At 59.2% G+C, this 23,807-nt stretch carries 18 protein-coding genes and 1 pseudogene; 11 read left to right on the forward strand and 8 right to left on the reverse strand.

Annotated features, from left to right (window positions below):
• Nucleotides 1-35: 35 nt before the first annotated feature.
• Complete coding sequence (locus BN1936_RS07925; RefSeq protein ID WP_049687114.1) at nt 36-1,715, reverse strand: putative transporter; 1,680 nt, start codon at nt 1,713-1,715, stop codon at nt 36-38.
• A gap of 193 nt (nt 1,716-1,908) precedes the next feature.
• Nucleotides 1,909-3,324, reverse strand: coding sequence for an aldehyde dehydrogenase family protein (locus BN1936_RS07930; protein ID WP_022442731.1), 1,416 nt, complete (start codon nt 3,322-3,324; stop codon nt 1,909-1,911).
• A gap of 221 nt (nt 3,325-3,545) precedes the next feature.
• Between BN1936_RS07930 and BN1936_RS07935 the strand changes: the two genes are divergently transcribed.
• The 6 genes from BN1936_RS07935 (at nt 3,546) to htpG (ending at nt 12,221) form a co-directional block, all read left to right on the forward strand.
• A complete protein-coding gene (locus tag BN1936_RS07935; protein ID WP_407919252.1) occupies nt 3,546-4,538 on the forward strand; it encodes a Bug family tripartite tricarboxylate transporter substrate binding protein in 993 nt (330 codons plus the stop codon).
• 195 nt (nt 4,539-4,733) lie between these two features.
• Nucleotides 4,734-5,207 (forward strand): tripartite tricarboxylate transporter TctB family protein, encoded by a 474-nt coding sequence (locus BN1936_RS07940; protein WP_022444141.1) that lies wholly within the window; start codon nt 4,734-4,736, stop codon nt 5,205-5,207.
• A 3-nt stretch (nt 5,208-5,210) separates the two neighbouring features.
• The gene (locus BN1936_RS07945) at nt 5,211-6,722 is read left to right on the forward strand and encodes a tripartite tricarboxylate transporter permease (RefSeq protein WP_049687116.1); all 1,512 of its coding nucleotides are present in this window, start codon (nt 5,211-5,213) and stop codon (nt 6,720-6,722) included.
• A 479-nt stretch (nt 6,723-7,201) separates the two neighbouring features.
• Nucleotides 7,202-9,535 carry a DMSO/selenate family reductase complex A subunit gene (locus BN1936_RS07950; RefSeq protein ID WP_082164593.1) on the forward strand — a complete coding sequence of 778 codons (2,334 nt, stop codon included), beginning with the start codon at nt 7,202-7,204 and terminating at the stop codon, nt 9,533-9,535.
• A 22-nt stretch (nt 9,536-9,557) separates the two neighbouring features.
• Nucleotides 9,558-10,169, forward strand: coding sequence for a DMSO/selenate family reductase complex B subunit (locus tag BN1936_RS07955; protein ID WP_022444138.1), 612 nt, complete (start codon nt 9,558-9,560; stop codon nt 10,167-10,169).
• Nucleotides 10,170-10,337: 168 nt separating this feature from the next.
• Nucleotides 10,338-12,221, forward strand: a complete 1,884-nt coding sequence (gene htpG, locus BN1936_RS07960) for a molecular chaperone HtpG (protein WP_049687118.1) — start codon at nt 10,338-10,340, stop codon at nt 12,219-12,221.
• 199 nt (nt 12,222-12,420) lie between these two features.
• Here htpG and BN1936_RS07965 read toward each other — a convergent pair whose 3' ends face one another.
• Nucleotides 12,421-13,950: a subtype B tannase gene (locus BN1936_RS07965; RefSeq protein WP_049687449.1), complete on the reverse strand. Its 1,530-nt coding sequence runs from the start codon at nt 13,948-13,950 to the stop codon at nt 12,421-12,423.
• Between the two features lie 206 nt (nt 13,951-14,156).
• Here BN1936_RS07965 and BN1936_RS07970 point away from each other — a divergent pair, with 206 nt between their 5' ends.
• From BN1936_RS07970 to panF, 3 genes are all read left to right on the forward strand, one after another.
• On the forward strand, nt 14,157-15,455 hold the full coding sequence (locus tag BN1936_RS07970; RefSeq protein WP_049687119.1) for a hypothetical protein: 1,299 nt from the start codon (nt 14,157-14,159) through the stop codon (nt 15,453-15,455).
• A 154-nt stretch (nt 15,456-15,609) separates the two neighbouring features.
• Nucleotides 15,610-15,900, forward strand: a complete 291-nt coding sequence (locus tag BN1936_RS07975) for a YhdT family protein (RefSeq protein WP_049687450.1) — start codon at nt 15,610-15,612, stop codon at nt 15,898-15,900.
• On the forward strand, nt 15,897-17,390 hold the full coding sequence (panF, locus tag BN1936_RS07980; RefSeq protein ID WP_049687120.1) for a sodium/pantothenate symporter: 1,494 nt from the start codon (nt 15,897-15,899) through the stop codon (nt 17,388-17,390). Before BN1936_RS07975 ends, panF begins: the two co-directional genes overlap by 4 nt.
• Nucleotides 17,391-17,467: 77 nt before the next feature.
• On the opposite strand, the gene BN1936_RS07985 is transcribed toward panF, so the two are convergent.
• On the reverse strand, nt 17,468-19,084 hold the full coding sequence (locus tag BN1936_RS07985; protein ID WP_022444131.1) for a Na/Pi cotransporter family protein: 1,617 nt from the start codon (nt 19,082-19,084) through the stop codon (nt 17,468-17,470).
• A 407-nt stretch (nt 19,085-19,491) separates the two neighbouring features.
• Between BN1936_RS07985 and BN1936_RS07990 the strand changes: the two genes are divergently transcribed.
• Nucleotides 19,492-20,076: a ferritin family protein gene (locus tag BN1936_RS07990; protein WP_022444130.1), complete on the forward strand. Its 585-nt coding sequence runs from the start codon at nt 19,492-19,494 to the stop codon at nt 20,074-20,076.
• 247 nt (nt 20,077-20,323) lie between these two features.
• On the opposite strand, the gene BN1936_RS07995 is transcribed toward BN1936_RS07990, so the two are convergent.
• Nucleotides 20,324-20,542: a HypC/HybG/HupF family hydrogenase formation chaperone gene (locus BN1936_RS07995; protein ID WP_022444129.1), complete on the reverse strand. Its 219-nt coding sequence runs from the start codon at nt 20,540-20,542 to the stop codon at nt 20,324-20,326.
• A gap of 138 nt (nt 20,543-20,680) precedes the next feature.
• Complete coding sequence (locus tag BN1936_RS11480; RefSeq protein ID WP_148521219.1) at nt 20,681-21,013, reverse strand: hypothetical protein; 333 nt, start codon at nt 21,011-21,013, stop codon at nt 20,681-20,683.
• A gap of 42 nt (nt 21,014-21,055) precedes the next feature.
• On the opposite strand from BN1936_RS11480, the pseudogene BN1936_RS08000 reads away from it, so the two are divergent.
• Nucleotides 21,056-21,901, forward strand: a pseudogene (locus tag BN1936_RS08000) (hypothetical protein); the annotation flags it as partial.
• A 60-nt stretch (nt 21,902-21,961) separates the two neighbouring features.
• Here BN1936_RS08000 and BN1936_RS08005 read toward each other — a convergent pair.
• Both BN1936_RS08005 and BN1936_RS08010 read right to left on the reverse strand, forming a co-directional pair.
• The gene (locus tag BN1936_RS08005) at nt 21,962-22,753 is read right to left on the reverse strand and encodes an ABC transporter ATP-binding protein (RefSeq protein ID WP_049687121.1); all 792 of its coding nucleotides are present in this window, start codon (nt 22,751-22,753) and stop codon (nt 21,962-21,964) included.
• Nucleotides 22,754-22,765: 12 nt separating this feature from the next.
• The gene (locus BN1936_RS08010; protein WP_022444126.1) at nt 22,766-23,803 is read right to left on the reverse strand and encodes a FecCD family ABC transporter permease; all 1,038 of its coding nucleotides are present in this window, start codon (nt 23,801-23,803) and stop codon (nt 22,766-22,768) included.
• Nucleotides 23,804-23,807 lie beyond the last annotated feature (4 nt).

Below are 23,807 nucleotides of genomic sequence, written 5' to 3' on the forward strand. Positions count from 1 at the left end.
CGCGGCGCTCTTTTTGTCTTCCGGCCGTCCTGCTCTCAGGCGATCGCGCCCCAGACAAAGAGCAGCACGAGCTGCCCCGACAGAATCCGAAGGAACATCGAGACCGGGTACACGGTGGAATAAGCGGCCGCCGCGATGTTTCTCCCTGAAAGCGTCCCGATATAAGCAAGCGCCGGAGTATCCGTCATCGCGCCCGCGATGAGACCGGCAGCCGAATGGAAATTCAGGTGATAGACACGGAGCGCGATAATCCCGGCGATCAGCGCCGGCACCACCGTGATCACAGCGCCGAGCCCCGCGTACAGAAACACGCGGCCGTTTATCAGAGCCTCAGCAAAACCGTCCCCAGCCGCGAGCCCGATGCTCGCGAGGAAAAACACCATCCCGAACTCCCGCAGCATCAGGTTCGCGGACGGCGTCATATAGGTGATCAGGCGGAGTCTCGGCCCCCAGGATCCGAGAAGAATCGCGATCACGAGCGGACCTCCCGCGACACCGAGCTTCACCGGAACGGGCATCCCAGGGAAGGTGATCGGGAGGGACCCGACGAGAATCCCAAGCGCGATGCCGATAAAGAGCGAGAGCATATTCGGGTGATTCAGCTTCTGCTCCTCGTCGCCCAGGCGTTCAGCGAGACGCTTCACGGAATTTTCAGGTCCCACGCAGTAGACGCGGTCCCCGAGCTGCAGCGTGAGGTTGTGATAGGGGAAAAGCTGGAGGCCTGAGCGGAAGACCCGCGTGATGTTCACCCCGTCAAGCCGGCTGAGGTGAAGATCTGCCATCTGAAGCCCGTTCACCGAGGGGCGGGTCACGCGGATGATGCGGCTTGTAACCGGGGAATGCTCAATATCCGTGGCGAAGTCCTCCGCCTCGGAGCCAAAAAACGCGATGATCGTCTGGCGATGATCTGGGTTGGACACGATCCGGAGCGTGTCCCCTCTTTCCACCACGGTGTCCGCGCCCGGGCTTAAGAGCTCACCGCCATGAAGAATCCGGCTGCAGATAAAAGGCTTCCCGATGATTTCCGCGATCTCCCGGATCGTGCGGCCGGCAAGCGCCTTGTTTGTGAGCTCGACGTGAAAGAAAACCGGCTTATCTTTCGCGCCTTCAGTCGCGTCCCACGCTGCCTCTTCCTTCTCGAGATCAATCCGGAACACGCGCCTCAGGAACCGCACGGTGAGCACCGCGCCGATCACGCCAAGCGGATACGCGCAGGCGTAGCCGATCGTGATGTCTTCTCCGGAATAACCGAGTTCAGAAAGCATGTCCCGCGCGGCGCCCAGCCCCGGGGTGTTCGTCACCGCGCCGAAGTGGATACCGAGCATCTGGGGAAGTGACACAAGCCCCGGAAGGACCGCCGCGAAAAGGAGCGTAAGGAGGAGCCCCGCGAGGATGATCCCGATCGTGAGGAGATTGAGTGTCCGGCCGTTATGCGTCCGGAATGAATTGAAGAAAGACGGCCCGACCTGAAGCCCGATAAAGAAAACGAAGAGCACGAGACCAAAGTCCCGGATAAAGGCGAGCACCGCCGGGTCCACCCGGGCTCCGAGCGCCGATGCCACCAGTCCCGTGAAGAGGACAAACGTCACCCCGAGCGACACGCCCCGGATCCGGATCCGCCCCAGCGCCATTCCGGCCGCGATGACCAGCGAGTAGATCAAAGCCGCGTGGGCGGGTGACTGCGTATCGGTGAAGAGCGCTGTGAGCCAGGACATCAGAAAAACTTCTCCCTTCTTCTTTTTTATATACGCGCGGATCCGCAGATGAAACCGCCAGAGGAGCGGAGCCGGCTGAGCCCCGATTGTAAAACGAAGAGAAGGCGGTCTCTTTTAAGGCAAAGAAAAACCGGGCGGAGCGGGATTGCAGTTCCGCTCCGCCCGGTCCGGTGTCAGACACTATTTACGCGCTTCAGAGCTTCGTATCGAAAAGCGCCTTCTGCTGCGTAAACTCGATCATGCCGTAGACACCGCCCTCACGCCCGATGCCGGACTCTTTGTAGCCGCCAAACGGCGCCGCGGTGTCGCGCGGGCTCGAATTCACGTAAACATTCCCGGCTTCGATCCGGTGCGCCACGGCAAGCGCCTCATCCTTCGGCCCGAAGACGCCGGCGTTAAGACCGTAGCGGGTATCGTTCGCGATCGCGACCGCCTCATCCACCGTGCGGTAGGTGAGCACACAGAGCACCGGCCCGAAGATCTCATCCTGCGCGATCGTCATGCTGTTCTTCACATTCGTGAAGATCGTCGGGTGGATGTAGAGGCCCTTTCCTTCCGTGGGCACTTCACCGATCAGGAGCTTCGCACCCTCCTCGACGCCCTTCGCGATATAGCCCGCGATCTTCTTAAACTGGGCTTCGGAGGCGACAGGACCGAGCTTCACCTTCTTATCCTGCGGATTCCCGACCGTGTACTCGCGGGCGATTTCCTTCAGCTTCGCTTCGATCGCCGGCGCCTCAGCCTCCGGAATCAGGAGGCGGCTGAACGCGGTGCAGGTCTGTCCGGAATTGAGGAAGATCGAATTGAAGAGGATATGAATCGGCTCATCGTAATTCGTGATCCCCGGGAGCATGACGTACGGGGACTTCCCGCCGAGCTCGAGACTCACGCGCTTCACGGATTCGAGCGCGTGCTGCGCCACGGTGACGCCGCCCTTGGTCGACCCGGTGAAGGACACCATATTGACGAGCGGATGCGTGGAAAGCGAATTCCCGATTTCGCCGCCTCGGCCTGTAACGAGGTTAAAGACGCCCTTCGGGAAACCGGCCGCCTCGATTGCTTCCGTGAGGTAGTAGGCAGAGAGCGGCGTATGCTGGCTCGGCTTCAGGATCACGGTGTTCCCCATGAGGAGCGCCGGAACGATCTTCTGAATCACCTGACCGAGCGGATAGTTCCAGGGTGTGATGCAGCCGACCACACCGACCGGCTCGCGGTACGTGGTGGAGGCGCCCATCTTTTCAACGAGCGGCACCGTCGGCGCGAGATCAATATAGGAACGGGTTCTCGTGTACTGGTACTCCACCTGGCTTGAGCGCGTGAACCCGACCGGGCTCCCGAGCTCCTCGACGGTGATCCGGACGAGATCCTCTTCACGGGCACGGAATTCGGTGAGGAATTTCTCCATCAGCGCGATGCGGTCCGCGAGCGGCGTGTCTCGCCACGCGGGGAAAGCGGCGGAAGCGGCTTTCGCCGCCCGGTCGACATCCTCAGCGTTTCCGGCCGGCACCCGGGCGATCACGCTGCGGCTTGCGGGCTTCTCCACTTCGATCCATTTATCGGACGCTGACGGCACCCAGGCTCCGTCGATATATAGCTTCTCGAAATCCATCTTTCCTCCTTTCATCGGAAAGTTCCTATGGATTTATTGTGAACCCCTAAGGAACTCTCCTGATTAATAACGAGGGTAAACCCTTCATCTATCGTAATCCAGTTGCAGACCGCAGGTTTAACAGGTCTAATTAACCCGATTCCCTAATTTTTAGAGAAAACAACAATCCGCCGCCCTGAGTCACTTGCGGGCACGGAAAAACCTAAATTCAAAGGAAGGTCATCGTGGTCAACGTTAACCGTCGCGCCCTTATCGGCGCCGCCGCCTCTGCGGCTCTGTTGTCATCCATCCCTCAGTCAGCTCTCGCCTTTGGGCAGCGCCCGATTACGATCGTGGTGCCGTGGCCCGCGGGCGGCCCTCTGGATGTCTCTGCCCGCATTCTCGCGGACGCGGTTAAGGGAGACCTCGGCACTGTGATCGTTGAGAACCGGCCGGGTGCCGGCGGCACGCGCGGCGTGAGTTCTGTTGCCCGTGAGAAGCCGGATGGCCGCACGCTCGTCGTCGGCGCCGTCGCGACCCACGCGATCAACCCCTCGCTCTTCCGTCACCTTCCTTATGACCCGGTGAAGGACTTCACCCCGGTCACCCTGATCGCTCACGTGCCGAACGTGCTCGTGATCACGCCCGCCTTCCAGAAGAAGACCGGCATCCGCACCGTGAAGGATCTGATCGCCTACGCGAAGAAGAACCCCGGGAAGCTGAACTACGCCTCCGGCGGCAATGGCTCCGCGGGCCACCTCGCCGGTGAGCTCTTCAAGGCTGACACCGGTGTCAACATCGTCCACGTGCCGTTCCAGGGCGCGGGCCCCGCGAAGCTCTCCGTGATGAGCGGCCAGACGCAGCTGATTTTCGATAATCTCGCCTCCGCCACCGCGAATATTGAGGCCGGGAAATTCATTCCGCTCGCCGTGACAACCGCGAAGCGCGCGAAGGCGCTCCCGAAGGTCCCGACGCTTGAGGAATGCGGCCTGAAGGGCTTCAACATTTCCACCTGGTACGGCCTCTTCGTTCCGGCGAAGACCCCGACCGCGACCGTGGATAAGCTGAACGCCGCTTTCACGAAGGCGCTGCGCTCAAAGGAAGTGGACGCGCGCCTTGATAAGCTTGGCGGCGAAGCTGCTCCGACCACGTCCGCTCAGTTCGCGGCTCTCATCCGAGAGGAAATCCCGAAGTACGCGAAGATCGTGAAGATCTCCGGCGCGCACGTCGACTGATAACCCGGAAAAGCGGGGGGATCCTCGTCACCCCGCTCTTCTCCGGACGGTTTCTTTTTCGCTTCAATCTGCCGGAAATGGATCTGGGCAGAGCTGGTTTCCGGCTCTGCCCGTTCTTGCCTTCAGTGCGGGAGCATCTCACCCCCCGGCAGTTATCTGATTGATTGGCTTTCTCTTAAAAAGCGAGTTTTTCTTTTGCGCATCAAAAACGAGAGAGATTTCTGGGCGGGCATACTCTTCGCCGCCTGCGGTCTCTTCTTCATCATCACGGCCCAGGAGAACGAGCTTGGGTCCGCGGCCCGTATGGGCCCTGCCTATTTCCCGACGCTCCTCGCCGGCTGTCTCACCGCGCTCGGCCTCTTCTGCTCCGTGAAGGGACTTTTCTCCACGGGCGGCGCTCAGGATGGCGGCCGTGTCGGGCGCTTCCACTTCGGCCTCATGATCCTCATTCTCGGGGCGATCGCGCTTTTCTGCGTACTGCTCCCGTTCGCGGGCTTCGTCATCTCGATGGCCGTGATGATCGCCGTCTGCTCGCTCGCGAGCGGTGAATTCCGGGCAAAGGAAGTGATCGCGCTCATCGTGGTTCTCTGCGGACTCTGCTGGGTGATCTTCGTTTACCTCCTCGGTATGACGATCCCGGTGTTTCCTGAGTTTATGGTGGGGGAATAAGCGATGGATCTCGTTTCGAATCTGCTTCTGGGGTTTGAGAACGCGCTGTCTCTCACGAACCTCATCTACTGCTTTATCGGCGTGACGGTCGGTACGCTGATCGGCGTGCTGCCGGGCATCGGCCCGGTCGCGACGATCGCGATGCTGCTCCCGATCACCTATACGCTCGACCCGTCTGCCGCCCTCATCATGCTCGCCGGCATTTACTACGGCGCTCAGTACGGCGGCTCTACCACCGCGATTCTCGTGAATATTCCGGGTGACGCTTCCGCTGTGATCACGTGTCTCGACGGTCACAAGATGGCGACAAAGGGGCGCGCCGGCGCGGCGCTCGGTATCGCGGCGCTCGGCTCCTTCTTCGCGGGCTGCGTCGCGACTCTCGTGATTGCCGCTTTCGCCCCGCCGCTGATTCAGGTCGCGTTCAAGTTCCAGCCGGCCGAGTACTTCAGCCTCATGGTGCTGGGCCTCGTCGGCGCGATCGTTCTCGCGAACGGCTCGCTCATCAAGGCGTTCTGCATGACGCTTCTCGGGCTTCTCGTCGGCCTCATCGGCACCGACATCAATTCGGGGGCGCTCCGCTTTACGTTTGGTCTTGAGGATCTCCAGGACGGGCTTAACTTCGTCGCGATTTCGATGGGTATCTTCGGCTACGCCGAGATCATGAATCACCTCGAAGCGCGTCAAACCAGGAACTTCAATACGGGTTCGGTCGGCAAGGTCCTTCCCACCTGGGCGGATATCAAGAACTGCTTCGGCCCGATTGTCCGCGGCACCGCGATCGGTTCGATCCTCGGCGTGCTGCCGGGCGGCGGCGCCCTGCTCTCGTCCTTCGCCTCCTACACGGTTGAAAAGAAGATTGCCGGAAAGAACGCGGATCCCGCGTTCGGCGAAGGCAATATCCGCGGCGTCGCGGGCCCGGAAACCGCGAATAATGCCGGAGCTCAGACATCCTTCATCCCGATGCTGACGCTTGGCATTCCGAGCAACGCCGTGATGGCCCTCATGATCGGCGCCATGATGATTCACGATATCCAGCCGGGGCCGCTCGTGATGAGCTCGAACCCAGGCCTCTTCTGGGGCCTCATTGTCTCGATGTGGATTGGGAACCTGATGCTGATCATCCTGAATCTTCCGATGATCAATATCTGGGTAAAGCTCCTCAAGGTGCCGTACCGCTGGCTCTTCCCCGCGATCATCGCGTTCTGCGTGATCGGCACGTATTCGATCAATAACAATGTCTTCGATATCTGGGTGTCGATTGTCTTCGGGCTTCTCGGCTACCTCTTTATCAAGCTCGGGTGCGAGGCAGCGCCTTTCATTCTCGGCTTCATTCTCGGGCCGATGATGGAAGAGAACCTGAGACGCGCGTTGCTGCTCTCGCGCGGCGACCCTTCGGTCTTCGTCACGCGCCCGATCTCCTGCGGCCTCCTCATTGCCGCCGCGATCCTTCTCATCCTCGTCCTCGCCCCTTCCATCCGGAAGAAACGCGAAGTGGCGTTCCAGGATGATGACTAGGCTTCAGGTCACCGATTAACGTCTGACAAACCGGTCCGGGATTCACTCCCGGGCCGTTTTTTTCTTTCCGGTTGTGAATTTCTGTATATAAACAGAAATCAGTCTCAACTAGATATTCCGGATTATCAGTTATTTACTGAAATTTCACTTTCCCACCCGGTATACCATTGCCAAAGCCTGTTTCAACGGGTAAACTCTTCGTCGGATTCAGATACCTCTTTTGGCTTAGACGTCACCTGTCAACTCCGGCGAAGATCGGAAGAAAAACGTCTTTTTTGTATTACATATAAAAACAACAACTCCTGAATCCCGGCGGTCTCTGAGAAAGCCTTTGCCTGAATGAACCGAGAGACGGGGGAGCGATTCCCCGGGTGTTCCGCTTCAGGCGTCTTCAGGGCTCTCCCCGAGGCTAGAAGTAAATAGGAGAACCAGAGATGATTTTTCACCCCGTATCCCGGAGGTCCCTCTTAAAGGCTTTTATGGCTGCCGGACTCCCGATGATGCCTGTTGCCCGCGCGGTTGCCGACGCGATGAACAGCAAGGACACGTGCACCTGGTGCGCGTGCGTGATCAACTGCGGACAGCGCTGCGCGCTCCGCGTCTTTTCGCATAACGGGCAGGTAATCCGGATTGAAACGGATAACTCGCAGCCTGATACGCTCGGCCCCCGTCAGCTCCGGGCCTGTCAGCGCGGCCGCTCGATGCGTGAACGGATTTATTCGCCTGACCGCCTCCGCTTCCCGATGAAGCGAGTGGGAGAACGCGGCGAAGGCAAGTTCGAACGCATCTCGTGGGATGAGGCGCTCGACACGATCGCGAAGGAATGGACCCGCATCAAAAACCAGTATGGGAACGACTCGATCTACTGGCAGTACTGCTCGGGGCAGCAGTCGCTTGTGAGCTCGCGCCGCGCCTGGCAGCGCCTGATGAACCTGATGGGCGGGTACCTGCAGTACTACGGCTCCTACTCCAACGCTCAAGGGGCCGCCGCCTTCCCGAAGACCTACGGCGGCCGCCCGAGTTCCCTCCCGAGCGAAATCGCGAACGCCGAACTCTACGTGCTTTTCGGCAATAATCCGTCTGTCACGCGGCCGTCAGGCGGCGGCAAGGGTTTCCAGATTGACGCCGCGCTCACGCGTCACCGCCCGAAGAAAATCATCGTGATTGACCCGGCGTTCACGGATACCTGCACGGCGCGCGCCGACCAGTGGATCCCGATCCGCCCGGGGACGGACGCTGCCCTCATCTCCGCTCTCGCCTATGAATTCATCACGAATGGCTGGATCGATCAGGCGTTCCTCGACCGCTACTGCGTGGGGTTTGATGAGAAGACGCTTCCGAAATCCGCCCCCGCGAAGTCAGACTACAAGTCCTATATCCTCGGCGCGGGCCCCGACGGCACGGCGAAGACCCCGGAATGGGCGGCCCCCATCACCGGCATCCCGGTGGATGTGATCCGGAGCCTCGCGCGCGAAATGGCGATGACGAAGCCCCTCTTTGTCTCCCAGGGCTGGGGCCCGCAACGTCAGGCAAACGGCGAAGCCACCTGCCGCGCGATCGCCATGGTGCCGATTCTGCTTGGCCAGGTCGGTCTCCCCGGGACGAACACCGGAGCTCATGAAGGAAACACCTCCTTCCCCGCGGTCTATCTCCCGATCGGAAAGAACCCGGTTCAGGCCAAGATTCCGGTCTATATGTGGACGGACGCGATTCTCCGCGGCCCCGAAATGACGCGCCGCAACTCGGCGCTTCACGGCGCTGAGAAGCTCCGCACCGGAATCAAGATGATCGTGAATTCGGGCGGCAACACGCTGATCAATCAGCACGGCGACTGCAACTGGACGGATAAGGTGCTCCGCGACACGTCGAAGTGCGAATTTATCCTCGTCTGCGACAACATGATGACGCCGTCCGCGCGCTACGCGGATATCCTGCTCCCCGATACGCTTGGGCCTGAAACGAACGACGCGGCGTGCCAGGGCGGCTCGCACGGCGACGTGGCCTGCATGCTCGCGATCCAGGAAGCCGTGAAGCCGATGTATGACCAGAAATCGTCCTTCGAGATCTGCAGGCTTCTCGCCGCGAAGCTGGGGCTTGAGGAGAAGTTCACCGAAGGCCGCTCTCAGATGGACTGGGTGAAGTGGTGCTACGAGGAAACGCGTAAGAAGGTGCCGCAGCTCCCCGACTTCGCGACCTTCTGGAAGGACGGCATGGCGAAGGTCTGGGGTTACCGCAAGGACCCGATCGCGCTTGAAGCGTTCCGGAAGGACCCGATGAAGCACCCGCTGAAGACCCCGAGCGGCAAGATCGAAATCTATTCCGAACAGCTCGCGCGGGAAACCGCGGACTGGGAGCTTCCGGAAGGGGATGTCATTTCCCCGATTCCGATCTTCTACCGGACCTGGGATATGCCGGGTGACCCCGAAGGAAAGGCTTTCCCGCTGCAGTGCTTCGGGTTCCACGGGCACGGCAGGATTCACTCCACGTTCCATAACCTCCCGAAACTCCGCTACCTGCACCCCGACATGGTGGTGATGAACCCGATCGACGCAGAAGAGCGCGGCATCAGGGATGGAGAAAAGGTGGTGGTCTTCAACCGCCGCGGCGGCGTGATGCTGCCCGCCCGGGTAACGCCCCGCATTATGCCGGGCGTGATCACGATCCCGCAGGGCGCCTGGTATAAGCCCACGATGGTGAACGGAATGCGGATTGACGTCGGCGGCTGCATCAATACGCTCGCCGGACACCGTCCGAGCGCGTACGCAAAAGGCAACGCGCAGCACAACATCCTCGTCGAAGTGAGAACGGCCTGAGGCCGGAATCAGGAGCAGAAAAATGGGACAGAAAGGATTTTATTTTGATCAGACCCGCTGCACCGGCTGCCGGACTTGCTCCGTCGCCTGCAGTGACCTGCATAACTACGCGCCGGATATCGTGCTGCGCCGCGTGATTGAGTTTGAGGGCGGCACGTGGAAAGTGAACACCGACGGGACCTGCACGCAGAATGTCTTCGCGTACTACACGTCGATCGGCTGCAATGAGTGCGAGAACCCGGTGTGCGTGAAGGCGTGCCCGACGGGGGCTCACCACAAGCGGACCGAGGACGGCCTCGTTGTGATCGATACGGAGAAATGCATCGGCTGCGGCATGTGCGCGAAAGCGTGCCCGTACGGCTCTCCCGTCCTCGACACCGCTGCGAAAAAGATGCGGAAGTGTGACGGCTGTGTCGCGAGAACCTCAAAAGGCGGCATGCCAGTCTGCGTTGAGGCGTGCCCTGAGCGGGCGCTTGAATTCGGGGATATCGAGGAACTTCGGAAGAAGCACGGGAATAACGCCGCGATCGCGCCGCTCCCGGATCCCGCTGAAACGAAGCCCTGCCTCACAATCAGGCCCTGCGCGTCCGCGAAGCCCTCAGGCTTCAAAGGCGGCACTGCGCATCGGTTCTGATTGGTAAGTCAGAAAATTCACCTCTGAATCCCGTCCGCCGTCATCGGCTGGGCGGGATTTTTTTACGCGCCTCTTGAAATTTTCATCCCCTGCCCCCATTTAATTATTTATTGAAGTTTTACTTGGGGACGGCGTGTGCCGTCCGCTAGTCAGGAGATGCAATAGAAAATGGCTGCACAGGTTCACGGCTTCCAGACCGAAGTAACGAAGCTACTCAAGCTGCTCGCAAATTCCCTTTATTCCAATAAGGAGATCTTTCTCCGCGAGCTGATTTCAAACGCCTCTGACGCGGTTGATAAGCTTCGCTTCCTCTCGATTCAGGATCCGCTCCTCACGAAGGACGATCCGCTTTTCCATATCCGCGTGAAGGCGGACGAAGCAGCCGGCACCCTGACGATTTCCGATAACGGTATCGGCATGACGCTTGACGAAGCGAACGAGCACCTCGGCACGATCGCGAAGTCGGGCACTGAAGAATTCTTCCGCAATCTCTCGCAGGATCAGGCGAAGGCCTCCCAGCTGATCGGTCAGTTCGGTGTCGGTTTCTACAGCGCCTTTATCGTCGCGGACCGCGTGACCGTAGTGTCCCGCTCCGCGAAAGCGGCCGCGAACGAAGCCGTCCGCTGGACCTCTGACGGAAACGGCACCTATGAGTCCGAGCTCACGACGAAAGACACCCGCGGCACCGATGTGATCCTGACGCTCAAGGATTCTGAGAAGGAATTCCTGAACGAATGGACGCTCCGCGGCATCATCACGAAGTACTCCGACCACATTTCGACCCCGGTCTGGCTCTGGGAAAAAGAGACGCCGGCAGACGACAAGAAGGAACCCACCTGGAAGTGGGTTCAGGTGAATGACGCGAAGGCGCTCTGGACGCTGCCCCCGAAGGACGTGAAGGACGAGCAGTACAAAGAGTTCTATAAGCATCTGACGCACGACTACGATGATCCGCTCACCTGGGCGAATAACCGCGTTGAAGGCGACCTCGAATACACGAGCCTCCTCTATATCCCGAAGACCGCTCCGTGGGATCTCTATAACCGCGAGCAGAAGAACGGGCTGAAGCTCTACGTTCAGCGTGTTTTCATCATGGATAACGCCGAGGAGTTCCTCCCGAACTACCTCCGCTTCGTGAAGGGGCTCGTTGACACCGCTGACCTTCCGCTTAACGTGTCGCGCGAAATCCTTCAGGACAGCGCGGTGACCCGGAAACTCCGCCGCGCGCTTACGAAGCGCGCCCTCACGATGATCGGGAAGCTCGCCGAGGATAAGACGAAGTACGCTGAGTTCTGGAGCCGGTTCGGCCGCGTGCTGAAGGAGGGCCCGGTTGAGGACCGCTCGAACCAGGAAGAAATTCTGAAGCTCCTCCGCTTCGCATCGACAAAGTCCGGTACGAACACCGAAGACGTGTCGCTCACCGACTATGTCGCCCGGAAGCCCGAGAAGCAGAAGCACATCTACTACATTACGGCCGGCAGCTACGAAGCCGCCGCGAACTCGCCGTACCTCGAGACGCTGAAGAAGAAGGGGATCGAAGTGCTCCTCCTCTGGGACCGCGTGGACGAGTGGCTGATGGGCAACGTCGAAGCGTTCGACGGCAAGACCTTCATCTCCGCCACCGCGAAGGACCTCGACCTTGGGGAACTCGAGGACAAGGAAGAAGAGAAGCAGAAGGAAGAGTCCGAGAAGCAGCATAAGGGACTCGTTGAGCGCCTGAAGAAGGCGCTCGGCGGCAAGGTTCAGGACGTGAAGGTGACGGCCCGCCTCGTTGACTCCCCAGCCTGCGTGGTCGGAGCCCAGGATCAGATGCTGACGCAGCAGATGCGCCGCATGCTCGAAGCCGCGGGTCAGGCGGTGCCTGAAGAGAACTACACGCTTGAAATCAACCCCGATCATCCGCTGATCGGACGTATGGCTGCTGAAACCGACGAAGCGAAGTTCACGCAGTGGGCGAACTTCATCTTCGCCGAGGCGCAGCTCGCTGACCAGGGCACGCTGAAGGATCCGAGCTCTTTCATCAAGAGCCTGAATGAACTCCTTCTGAAGTAATTCGCAGTACCTCCGGAGCTGCACCAGAAACAGATCCGGAGCGCTTTGCTTAGTCTCTCTCTTGACTGCCGGAAAGCTGAAAAATCAGCTTTCCGGCCTTTTTTTATGCTGAACGGCCGAAATTTCACCCCTTTAAAGCCCGAAAAAGGCGGTTCTCCGGAAAGAACCGCCCTTCTTCACCTCTGATCCGCTCTGGAACTTACTTTCCGGCTTTCTTTACAACGGAGTCTGCCCAGTCAAACATAGAGTCCAGGTCATAGTCGCCCGCGTGGCCCTTCCCCCACTTCACGGCGAAATCCACGTCTGCCCCCTTTTCCGCGAGCTTCAGCGCGACAAAAGCGGGCACCGCGAGCACCGTATCTCGATCCTCAAAGCCGTGCCGGATCCGGAAGTGAGGCGCGATCGTCACGTCTTTCCTTGAAATCGAGGTGAAGGGATCGAGAAGCGCGACGGATTTCGCATCCGCCATCGCGTGATGCTTCGGATCCCGGGCAGCCGAAAACGCGGTGAAATGACGAGGTCCGTTTTTCACGGTCCCGAATTCATCGTTTTCACCCGACCCGGCATCAAACCAGTCGAAAGCCGGCACGGGTTTCAGGCGGTTCACTTCCTTCGCGTAAGTCTTCATATCGATCGCGGTGACATGCCCATCCTTCACGGTGAGGCACTTGAACCGGCTGATATCGGCTCCGGACTTCAGCGCTCCCTCCGCGCTCGCGATATAAAGCGACCGGATATAGTCCGCGAAAGTCCCGGTGCCATCCGACTTCAGTATCAGAGGCTTTCCAGCCGCGTCCTTCAGGGCGAAACGGTTAAGCGTCGCGGGGAACGCCCGCGCGAGCACCTTGGAAGCCGCGATCTGCTTCGCGCTGAGCGGAAGCCCGGCTGCGGCTTCAGTCGGCGCGTTATCGGGGCGGGCTACCGGCGCGGCGCCTTTTCCGGCAGCCTTCGGCGGCTGCATCATGCCGCCCGGAATCTTCCCCTGGTGATACACCGTCTCATCCTTGAACACCCATTCGTAGGCTTCGTCCGCGTGACTGAGGAGCGTGATCGGGCAGAAAACGATTGCGGCAAAAATATCATCCCGGGCTTTCGCGGCTCCGATTTTCTTCAGATACGGCAGATATCGGGGATCATTCCCGGTTGAGCCAAGGAGCACGGAAAGCGCGCCGCCCGCGCTCGTGCCGTCAGAAATAATCCGCTCCGTATTCCCGGCCGGCAGCTTATTTTTCACCGCCCGGAGATAACGGACCGCAGCCTTATAGTCGACGATGAGAGCCGGCGCTTTCCCGATGTAGCGGCCCGATGCGTCCTTTGTGGTCCGCCCGCGGATCTCAGGTGACACAACCACGTAGCCGCGGGCAAGCGCCGCGAGAAGCGCGCTTTCGCCGCCATCAAAATTCGCTTTCCTGGGATCCGCGATGTTCCCCGGCATATAGCCGCCGACCGAATTCGGAAGGAAGATCGGCGCGGTGTCCTTCGTGTACCCATTCACCGAGCCGCCCTTCAGATACGCTTCCGGCACATACACCGTGAGGCGCTGGCAGGAGGCACAGCTCGGGCGCTTCACGTACGGAATCTTCGCGTAGGTCTGCCAGGAGACAGTCACGCCATTCAGCGCCGCGGATTCTGTGACGCCGGTTTTCGGAAACTGAAAGCCCGAGGAAGCCAAAGCGGGAGCCGCGCTGACGGCGAGTGAAAGCCCCATCGCGAGGGCGAATTTCTTCATCTTCAATTGAACATTCCTTCCTGGAAAAAGATGCAGAGAGAAAAGAGCTTAGCGAATCTTCCCGGCACTTGATGCCGCTCCTTGAAAACCAACCCAATACACTGATTCAAAAGTATTTAATCACTGATTCGGGATGTATGCCTTTCTTTAAAACGAGTGTTCTTTTAAAATAAAAGTTACTCGGATTTTTCATCAGGCCGCAGATCATGCCCCCTTCTCCCACCGCCCCGCGGATTTCGCGCTTTGAAAGAAAACGGAAAGACGGCACGCGATATGTCTATGAGCGGGAGACCCGCTACAGCCCGGAGAAAGGCTACACGGAGACACTGAGAACTTCGCTTCTCTATAAGATCACGGCGTCAGGCGATCGTATCGCGACAAACGGCGTGGGACGGGAAACGCGACCTGCGGCTGACGACGCCGCCCGGGCGGGGCAAATCAGGCTCGCGCTCCGCGGCGCCTTCGGAGACAAAATCGGCCGGGCGGTCTTCTCTGAAGCCCGGGAGTTTCTTAAAACCCGGCTTGAGCCATCGGACAGGGGAGAGGCCAGCCGGATCGCCGCGCTTTACCGCGAAGTGGGGCTTGATCCTGACGCTCAGTCTGAGTTCCTCCGGCGGTTATCACCTGTCGACGGGAAATCCATCGGGATAGCATTCGGCCCCCGGCTTCCCTTTCCGCTCTCGGTTCCCAATACCGACCGGCTCCCGGGGCTCATGGATGTCCGGCTGATGCCCCCGCTTCAGCTGTTGATCAATTCCGCGTCAGGGCTTCCCGCGGCGTTTTCCAGGAAAAGCGCTTTCTTTCTTGATCCTATCCGGTCCCCGAATCTTCTCCTTGCGGGAGAAAATCCCCGGTCTGAACTCCTGAACCGCAGTTCGCACTTTCTGCTGAAACTCTCGGCGGGTCACCCGGCGATCCTGCCTGTCATTAACTCCCGTCTCCCGGAACTCGACTGGAAGAGCGATGTGCTGCCCGGGAATCCCGATCTGAAGTCTGCGGAAACCTCAGCAACCCTTCCCTTTCTCCCGGGGAAACGCCCTGCCCGGCTCTTTATTCTTCGGTCAAAAAACCGGCAGAACAACTTCGCCTCTGCCCTTTCCGCCGCGGTTCACGACGCAGCGGACGCCATCACATCGGGGCTCATGCCGTTTGACGCTGAAAACACTCTTCATAGCCGCTATCTCAAATTGATCCCCGGCCGCAGCCCTTCCCCCTCTCTCCGGATTCTTGACGCCCGGATCGCAGATGACGCGAAGCGCTTCGGTATCTTTGTCATCGCGACCGATCTGAAGATCTCTGCCCGGACCGCGCTCAGTTTCATTCAGGCACGGGACCGGATGGCAGAATTTTTCAGTGACCTCACGCGGCACCCGGATCGGGAGGCTTTCTGCGTCTGGACTCCGGAGCGGCTCGCCGGACGGGACTTCGTGAGGATCGTGTCACTCATGATTGAAGGGCCAGCAGTCTCTCCGGTTCTCACCGCTTCCCTCCCCTCTTCGCGCTAAACCGGAAACGGCTTTCCGGCCATATTTCAAAAACCCGGCCGCTATACTCGAAAAACTGATGAGGCCCCGCCGGTCATCGGCCTCACCCTCTACCTATCTGCGGAGCCGCCCCGACGCGGACGCTCCGGTGTTTTCCTGGTTTTGGCTTGGAATCATGCGGAAACTCTCTTACAAAGAAAAATTTATCCAGATGGACCGCGAGGCGGCAGCGACCGCCATCTGCGCGTTGATCATCATGGCAGCCTTCTGGGCCGCGCTTCTCCCCCTGAAGGATTCACCGGAAACCTTATTCGAGATGCCGCTCTGGTTCTCGGTCTCCTGCCTCGGGGGCTACGTGCTTTCTGTCGTCGCCGTGATTGTCCTCGTGAAGCGATACTTCCGGGATTTCGATCTCGATCAGGACGCACCCGAAGCGACTGAAACAACCAAGGGAGACGCCGCATGACGAACCCCGTGATGACACTCGTACCGGTGATGGCATTCCTCGCGCTGCTGCTTGCCGTGGGGTTTATCGCGAACAGGTCGCTCCGGAAGTCAGAAGACTTTGAGCGCGATTACTTCATCGCGAACCGCAGCCTCGGAGGCGTTGTTCTCGCGATGACGCTCGTCGCGACGTACGGCTCCGTAAGCTCTTTCGTCTCGGGACCGGGAGTCGCCTGGAATCTTGGTTTCGGCTGGGTCGCGTTTGCCGCGCCGCAGATCATCACCGGGTTCCTGCTCCTCGGCGTCGTCGGGAAAAAGCTCGCGGTGCTCGCCCGGCGCACGGATTCCCTCACGATCATCGATATTCTCCGCGAGCGCTACAGCTCAAACACGCTCTCCATCATCTTTTCCGCCGTGCTCCTCATCTTCTTCACCGCGATGGTCGTGGGGCAATTTATGGGCGGGGCTCAGATTTTCGCCGCAATCACGGGGCTCGACTATAAGCTCGGCCTCGTGCTCTTCGCTGCGGTCACCGTGATCTATACGTCATCCGGGTTCCGCGCCGTGGTGTGGACTGACGCGGTCTGCGCGGTTCTGATGCTCACCGGAATGGTGACGCTTGGCTACACCATTCTCGAGGATGGCGGCGGACTCTCGTCCATCATGCAGACGCTTTCAGCCGCGGATCTGACCCCAAATGGCGTCAGCCGTCATCTGCTGCCGGATGCGGGCGGGCTCCTCCCCTGGTCGCTGCTCTTCTCCTCCTGGCTCCTCGTCGGCTTCTGCACGGTGGGGCTCCCGCAGTCTCTCGTCCGATGCCTCAGCTATAAAAGCACCCGGGACCTCAGCCGCGCGATGGTGGTGGCGACCGTGATCTGCGGCGCGCTGATGATCGGAATGACGCTTCTCGGCGTTCTCGCGCGCGGCGTGATCCTCGAAAAACCGGTCTCAGGGACCGACGCCGTAATTCCGCTTCTCATCGTGAATCACATGCATCCGCTGCTTGCCGGCATCACGATCATCGGGCCGCTTGCCGCCACCATGAGTACAGTAAGCTCGCTCCTCATCGCGGCCTCTTCAACCGTGGTCCGCGATCTCTATGAGAAGAGCTTCGGAAAGAACCCCGCGGATATTTCGCATGACGCGAGTAAGAAAATCAGCGTCTCGATCACACTGCTCCTCGGCGCGGTGTCGATTCTTCTCGCCATGTACCCGCAGAGCATCGTGGTCTGGGTGAACCTCTTCGCATTCGGGGGACTCGAAAGCGCGTTCCTGTGGCCCGTGGTGCTCGGGCTCTTCTGGCCCCGTATGAATGCCTGCGGCGCGATGGCGGGCGTGATCGGGGGCCTGGGGCTCTATACGCTCGCGATGGCGACCGGGTTCCACTTCTATCACTTCCATAACATCGTGATTGGAACGGCAGCCGGGCTCCTCTTCTCGGTGATCGGGAGCTACTTTGGCACCCCCACCACGCGTTCCGTGAAGGCGGTCTTCTTCCCGCATAAGATCTGACACGGCAATTCCCGCCCATCAAAAACGCAGAAGGTTTTTCAGGCCTTCTGTGTTTTTTTGTTTTCCCCTGAAGAGATTCAGAACGACAGCTCCGCGAGTTCGTTGATCTTCGTGCGGAGCCTCCGGAAGCGGTTAATCAGCGCGATATGAAGGGCACTCGTCTCAATCGCCTTGAAGTCACCGCAGGACACCCGGTCCATGTGGGACTGAACAAGAGCGAGTTCGTTATCGTTCAGCGTCTTCCGGGTCGCGAGCAGCTTCTTATGAGCCGCCTCGCGCTTCACCGGGTCGTCCGCCGACAGGTAATCAAGCGCGGTCTTCAGGTCATCCGCAATTCTCGCGTGCGCCTCAAGAAGCTCCTTCTCACCCTGTTCATCAAAGAACCGCTCTTTCTTCACCTTATGCTCACCCAGCCCGGCGACTACCTTATCGATTTCGTGACCGATACTCTGAAGATCCGCATTCTTCGCGTGAAGCTCTTCCCAGCGGGCAATTTCAGACGGCGTGAGACTCGTCTGCACGATTCGGGAGAGGTAGCTGTTCACCGCGTGACAGCGCTGCCGGATCATCGGGTAGTCCTGCCGCAGGAGCATCACGGCGCCCACAGCCGGGTTCTTTGTGATGAGGCCCCCGGTCTTCCGCCAGAATTCACTCACGAACCAACAGGTTTTCTCAATCTCTCCTTCGGCGAGATGGAACGCGGTCTCGGGGTCGGAGAGCGAGTCTTCCGTCAGCGACTCGGTCCCCGTGCTTACCATCGGAGCGGCCGGCAGCAGCCGATCCACGAGCGCCGCGACCGGGTTCAGGATGACGAGACCCAGGACGCCTGAAATCGCGTTGAAGACCACATGGAACCAGATCACCTGGTCCGACGCCATCGATTCAAACGCGCGGCTCACCTCCGGAATGAGGATCAGTGCGGCTGCGCCGAGCACGAAACAGAGCCCCCGGAAAATGGTGTTCCCCATCGGGGCGCGGCGCGTCATCGCGTCACTCCCCATCGTGGTCGCGGAGGCGAGGAACGCGGTGCCGAGGTTTGCACCGAGCACGATCCAGAGGCCTGAAGACACCGTGAGAGCCCCTGCCGCCACGAGTCCCGCGTCAATAATTACAACCGCGAGCGACGAGAAGCAGAGAAAGGCGAGCCCGATACCGAGCACCGTGCAGAAGAAGGCATTTCCTTCAATCGGGTGAAAGAGCGCCATCATGGCAGCACTGTCTTTGATCGGGGTCGTGATGTGGCCGATCAGGGTGAGTGCGAGCATCACCACTCCAAGCCCCATCAGGACCCGCCCGAACTGACCGGGCGCGGTGTCCGACTTCTTCATGAAGAGATAGACACCGACCGCGATAAGAAGGGGCGACACCGCGTCGATGTTGAGCGACAGGACGCGCACCATGACAGCCGAACCGAAGTTCGCGCCAATCACCGCGGCGAGCGCGATCGCGGTTGAAACAAGGCCCTTCTTCTGAAGCCCCGACACGAGAAGCGTCGCAGCGGTGGAGCTCTGAAGAAGAGAGGAAAGGACGAACCCGGCACCAAACCCCGAAAACCGGTTCGTGAGCCACCGTCCGAGGAACGACCGGAGCTTCGCGCCGAAGGTCCGCATCATGCCGGTGCGGATCACGTACGTGCCCCACATGAGGAGCGCTACAGCGCCCGCGATATTGATGAGAATGACGATTTCTGCCACGGCTTCTCCTCAAGAAAAAGTTTCCGGGCCGTCCCGGACTGAAGACAGGCGGAATTTTATGCCTGAAAACTATTTTTGATGCACAAAATTATGTTTTTATTCAGCTTCGTTTAAGACTTCTGTTGATAACAAAAAACAACTAAATCTATATGTAACAAGGTATTGCAGACCCATCCACAATATGCACCCCATATGTTGATTTTTGAGACACATCATAATTTCCGGCAAGTCCAGCATTTACCGGATTTGCGGGCATTTCGGGGCGTTTTGCATAACACTATAGATAGTATGTGTGGCTTGTCATCAAAGGTACATATTGGCATACCGAGTGAAAAAAGCCTTACTTACTGAACAAACGATTGGTATACTGAAGTCCCCAGGAGAACGTTTATAAAAGGAAGAAAAATATGAAATATCGTTGCACAGTTTGCGGACACATCTATGATGAAGAACGCGAAGGCGTGAAGTTCGCTGACCTGCCCGACACCTGGACCTGCCCGACCTGCGGCGCACCGAAATCCAAGTTTGTTCCTGTTGTTGAGGGCCAGACCTGGGCTTCCGAGCACGTTCTTGGCGTTGCCAAGGATGTTCCCGAAGACATCAAGAACGACCTCCGTGCCAACTTCAACGGCGAATGCTCCGAAGTCGGTATGTATCTCGCGATGTCCCGCGTTGCTTTCCGTGAAGGTTATCCGGAAATCGGTCTGTACTATGAAAAGGCCGCTATGGAAGAAGCCAATCACGCTTCCCGCTTTGCCGAACTGCTTGGCGAAGTTCTGACCGACTCCACCAAGAAGAACCTCGAAATGCGCGTTGAAGCTGAATTCGGCGCCACCGAAGGCAAGACCGATCTCGCGAAGCGCGCGAAGCAGGCGAACCTCGACGCCATTCATGACACCGTTCATGAAATGGCCCGCGACGAAGCCCGTCACGGCAAGGCCTTCAAGGGCCTGCTCGACCGCTACTTCGGCGAAGGCAAGTGCTGCAAGTAATCTGCTGACTGTCCGCAGCAGTTCAGAGCTCCCGCTCTGACATAAGCACTGAAAGAGGCGTTTCGAAAGAAGCGCCTCTTTTCGTTTGCCCGCCGTTTTTCTTCCAGCCCGGCTTGGGTTCTGAATTCTAAAGGCAAAAGAAAACCCGCCTGGTGCTGTCACCGGGCGGGGCTGCTCAAGTCAATCAATGTGGTTACTGAAAGCTAAAAAAGGAGAAACTCATTTTCCGGGTTTCTCCTTTTTCTCTCTAGGAGCACTTCGCGAGCTTCTTCCAAAGGCCTTTTGCCGTATCGTATTCTTCTCTTGAAATCCGGCCATACGCAATATCGGCGTGGACTGTAACGAAATCACCCGGCTGAAGTTCTCCCAGCAGCCGCGTTGTTACCGTCTTCTTCATTCCAAGAGCTTCAACGATCGCGGAAGCCGCGTTGACGCTCACAACCCTTGCGGGCATTCCAATGCACATGTTTCCCTCTCCAAAGACACAGTGCGTTTGAGCGGATCCTTTGCACACGCAGACCCACCCAGTCCCTTTCGGAACTACAAAAATTCTATTCGTAATTCCTATAGAAAAAAAGAGTTCATAAGCCGTACGCTGAAGGGATTAGACTTTAGGGTTTAGATATCTGATTTCTATTAACTTTTTATGTATTACTGATACATATTCAGGAAATTCCTTCAGAACTTTAGCGTTTTCACCCGCTTTGAGCCACAATATCTGTAAGGGACTGTCCCATAAAGAGGGTTGGCCTGAAGGAGGTAGCAATCGGTTTCGACCGGTTTGAAGGGCTGTAAGAAACACCCCGCTCCCTCCTAAGTTGTAATTTTCATCATCCCCTCTCCTCTTTTCAGGATCGGATCCCCTGAACCATTGAGGAGGCGTGATTATGGAAAGCGAAAATGCCACTATCCAGCAGGAACCCGCGGCTGCCGGCACGGTTTCTCTTCCGACTGACTTCCGACTGAGGACTTCGGCCGGAAAACGCTTGATGAGGCGGAAACCTTTGCGGATTCCATCCTGAAACGGATCCGGGTGAAGGACGCAGAAGGCATCAAGGCTGACCTCACCTCCCTCCTCTCAGGCGCCGAACTCCTCACATCCGGAAAGAAGGATGACCGGGGGCTCCTTGCCACGCTGCCCGTGGTCGGAAAGCTCTTTGAAGCCTCGGGCATCGCTTCTCCTGAAGCCGAAACGCTCATGAAGTCGATCGGCGTGATCAGCGGAAAACTCGACGCCGCGCAGTTCGGGCTGATCAAAGACAGCGCGACGCTTGAAACCCTCGCCGCGAAAAACAAAGCGATCGGCGCGTCACTCGCTGAGCTGCTGGAAACGGGCGCTGAAGCGCTCAACACCGCCCGCAAGGCAGGAACTCCGCTTGACTTCAGCCGCTTTGAAACGGTCCTCCGGGGACTCAGCGGCATACGGGATGAAACGGAACGGATGGCGCCTCAGATCCGCCTGATCCAGGAGAATGACCGGGCGCTCGCCGGGAAGATCCAGTCGATCATCTTCGTACTCCTCCCCACGTGGCGGGAAGTCATGCAGACTGAAATCGAGCTCCGTGAGGACGGCGGTCCGCATGAACTGAATATCGACGGAAAGAAACCCGAAACGTTCCAAGAAGAGGCTCTGAGTGAAGCCTATCGGAAGCTGATCGCGGGGCTTGGTGAGGCGATCACGCTCGGGAGTGAGGCGGCGAGACTTCGCGAACTCGCGGATATCGGTCTCCAGCAGCTGAAGCGGGAGATCGTATATCTGGTTCCAAAAGCGGCAGCGACCGCCGCGCCAGAAGTCCGTCAGTCGCCGCTTCCGCCCGCTGAATAGCGTATCGGGACTAGCTTTCTCATCCACAAGGCCGCGGAACGCCGTTCCCGCGGCCTTTCCTTATTCCACCGCGATAACCGTTTTCCGGATGCCTTCCGGAATCTGCACATCCCAGATCCGGACCTGGATTCCAAAGGCTTCTGACAGGCTTTCTTCTGTCAGCACGTCTGACGCCCTTCCAAAGACCGGCGCTTTTCCCTTCCCGAGGAGTAGCGCGTCATCCGCGAGTTCCAGCGCGTGATCCGGATAGTGCGTGATAAAGACTGAACTCACTCCCTTTCCGCGAAGGGATTTCAGGGTCGACAAAATCCGCCGCTGGTTTCTGAAATCCAGCCCCGCCTCGGGTTCGTCGAGAAGGAGAAGTCTCGGGCCTGCAGCCAGCGCCCGGGCAAAAAGCGCGAGCTGATATTCGCCGCCTGAGATTTCACTGCAGAGCCGCCCCGCGAGATGCCGGATTCCGATGGTATCAAGCGCTTCAAGCGCCGCCGCTTCATCCGTTTCATCCGGTTCCCCGAATTCTCCGTGAAAGGCGATCCGGCCGAGCTCTGTCATTTCAAGCACGGTGACAGCGAACGGCGGCACCTTGGCCTGCGGCACGTAGCCGATCAGACGCGCGAGCCCTGCCGGGGAAAGGCTCTCTGACTTCCGGTCGCTGAAAAGCGTTTCCCCTTCGGTCCAGCGGAGGTGCCCGAGAAGAAGCCGGATCAGGGTCGTTTTCCCCGCGCCGTTCGGCCCCAGAACCGCGAGGATCCGGCCGGAACCGGTACCGTCACCAAACCGGAAGCTGACGCCTTTCAGCACCGGATCCCGGTGCCCATAACGGAAAAGCCCATTCTTAACCTGAAGTTCCATCGCGTGCCTCCTTTAAGCCTTCACGCCGCCCGTCCTGCGGAGCAGGTAAATAAAGGCGGGCGCCCCGATGAGAGACGTGAGGACAGAGACCGGGACTTCAGCGTCAAACACCATCCGGGCTCCGGCATCAACCGCAATGAGAAACAGTGCGCCAAGCAGAATCGACCCCGGGATCAGCCGCCTCACGGAACCGCCGAACAGCATCCGCGCGGCGTGCGGAATCAGGAGTCCGACCCAGCCGACCAGGCCGCAGAGCGCAACGATGGATGATGTAATCAGGGCGGAAGCGAGAATCGCAGTGAATCTCAGACGCCTCACCGGAATCCCGAGTGACCGGGCTTCATCCTCGGGAAGCGAGAGCGCCGCGAGTTTCCAGCGGTAGAGATAAAGAATCACGGTCCCGAGCGTCACAAAGGGGAGCGCCATGAGAATTCCGGACCATGTGGCAGACGCGAGACTCCCCATCAGCCAGAACGTGATCGAGGGAAGAACAGACTCTGGATCCGCCGCGAATTTGATCAGCGCCACGAGCGCTGAGAAAAGCGCGCTCACAACGATGCCTGAGAGGATCAGCATGAGAATCCGATTGGATCCCGGAACCCGGGACACCGAGGTCACAAGCGCTACCGCCGCGATCCCGAAGAGGAACGAGAGCGTCTGAATCCCGAGTCCCGACCACCCGAGGAGTATCGCGAGCGCCGCGCCGCAGGACGCCCCTGTCGCGACACCGAGCGTATCCGGGGTTGCGAGCGGATTCCGGAACAGTGTCTGAAAAGCGGCCCCCGACACCGCAAGACCTGCTCCGGCGATCACCGCAAGCACCGTGCGGGGAAGCCGGAGCCCGATCACCACGGTTTCCGCGGTTGGGTCCGGCGCGGCCTGAAAGACACCGGGGAACACAGCGTGGAGAAGCACTTCCGGGATATCGCGGAGCGGTACCGGGTAAGCGCCGGCCGCAAGCGACACCATCACCGCCGCGATCAGCAGCGCCGTGAGCCCGACGCCCCACCGGGCACCAAGCCCCGGCAGTGTCCGCGATCCCGTTCCCATACCG

The organism is Dakarella massiliensis (genome assembly GCF_001182045.1).
In the GTDB taxonomy this organism is placed as follows: domain Bacteria; phylum Pseudomonadota; class Gammaproteobacteria; order Burkholderiales; family Burkholderiaceae_F; genus Mesosutterella; species Mesosutterella massiliensis.

Bases quoted from the DNA above. Each gene is read 5' to 3' on its own strand.
- BN1936_RS07925 (WP_049687114.1), bottom strand. From the start codon at position 1,715: ATGTCCTGGCTCACAGCGCTCTTCACCGATACGCAGTCACCCGCCCAC.
- BN1936_RS07930 (WP_022442731.1), bottom strand. From the start codon at position 3,324: ATGGATTTCGAGAAGCTATATATCGACGGAGCCTGGGTGCCGTCAGCG.
- BN1936_RS07945 (WP_049687116.1), top strand. From the start codon at position 5,211: ATGGATCTCGTTTCGAATCTGCTTCTGGGGTTTGAGAACGCGCTGTCT.
- BN1936_RS07950 (WP_082164593.1), top strand. From the start codon at position 7,202: ATGGCTGCCGGACTCCCGATGATGCCTGTTGCCCGCGCGGTTGCCGAC.
- BN1936_RS07955 (WP_022444138.1), top strand. From the start codon at position 9,558: ATGGGACAGAAAGGATTTTATTTTGATCAGACCCGCTGCACCGGCTGC.
- htpG (WP_049687118.1), top strand. From the start codon at position 10,338: ATGGCTGCACAGGTTCACGGCTTCCAGACCGAAGTAACGAAGCTACTC.
- BN1936_RS07965 (WP_049687449.1), bottom strand. From the start codon at position 13,950: ATGAAGAAATTCGCCCTCGCGATGGGGCTTTCACTCGCCGTCAGCGCG.
- BN1936_RS07970 (WP_049687119.1), top strand. From the start codon at position 14,157: ATGCCCCCTTCTCCCACCGCCCCGCGGATTTCGCGCTTTGAAAGAAAA.
- BN1936_RS07975 (WP_049687450.1), top strand. From the start codon at position 15,610: ATGCGGAAACTCTCTTACAAAGAAAAATTTATCCAGATGGACCGCGAG.
- panF (WP_049687120.1), top strand. From the start codon at position 15,897: ATGACGAACCCCGTGATGACACTCGTACCGGTGATGGCATTCCTCGCG.
- BN1936_RS07990 (WP_022444130.1), top strand. From the start codon at position 19,492: ATGAAATATCGTTGCACAGTTTGCGGACACATCTATGATGAAGAACGC.
- BN1936_RS07995 (WP_022444129.1), bottom strand. From the start codon at position 20,542: ATGTGCATTGGAATGCCCGCAAGGGTTGTGAGCGTCAACGCGGCTTCC.
- BN1936_RS08005 (WP_049687121.1), bottom strand. From the start codon at position 22,753: ATGGAACTTCAGGTTAAGAATGGGCTTTTCCGTTATGGGCACCGGGAT.
- BN1936_RS08010 (WP_022444126.1), bottom strand. From the start codon at position 23,803: ATGGGAACGGGATCGCGGACACTGCCGGGGCTTGGTGCCCGGTGGGGC.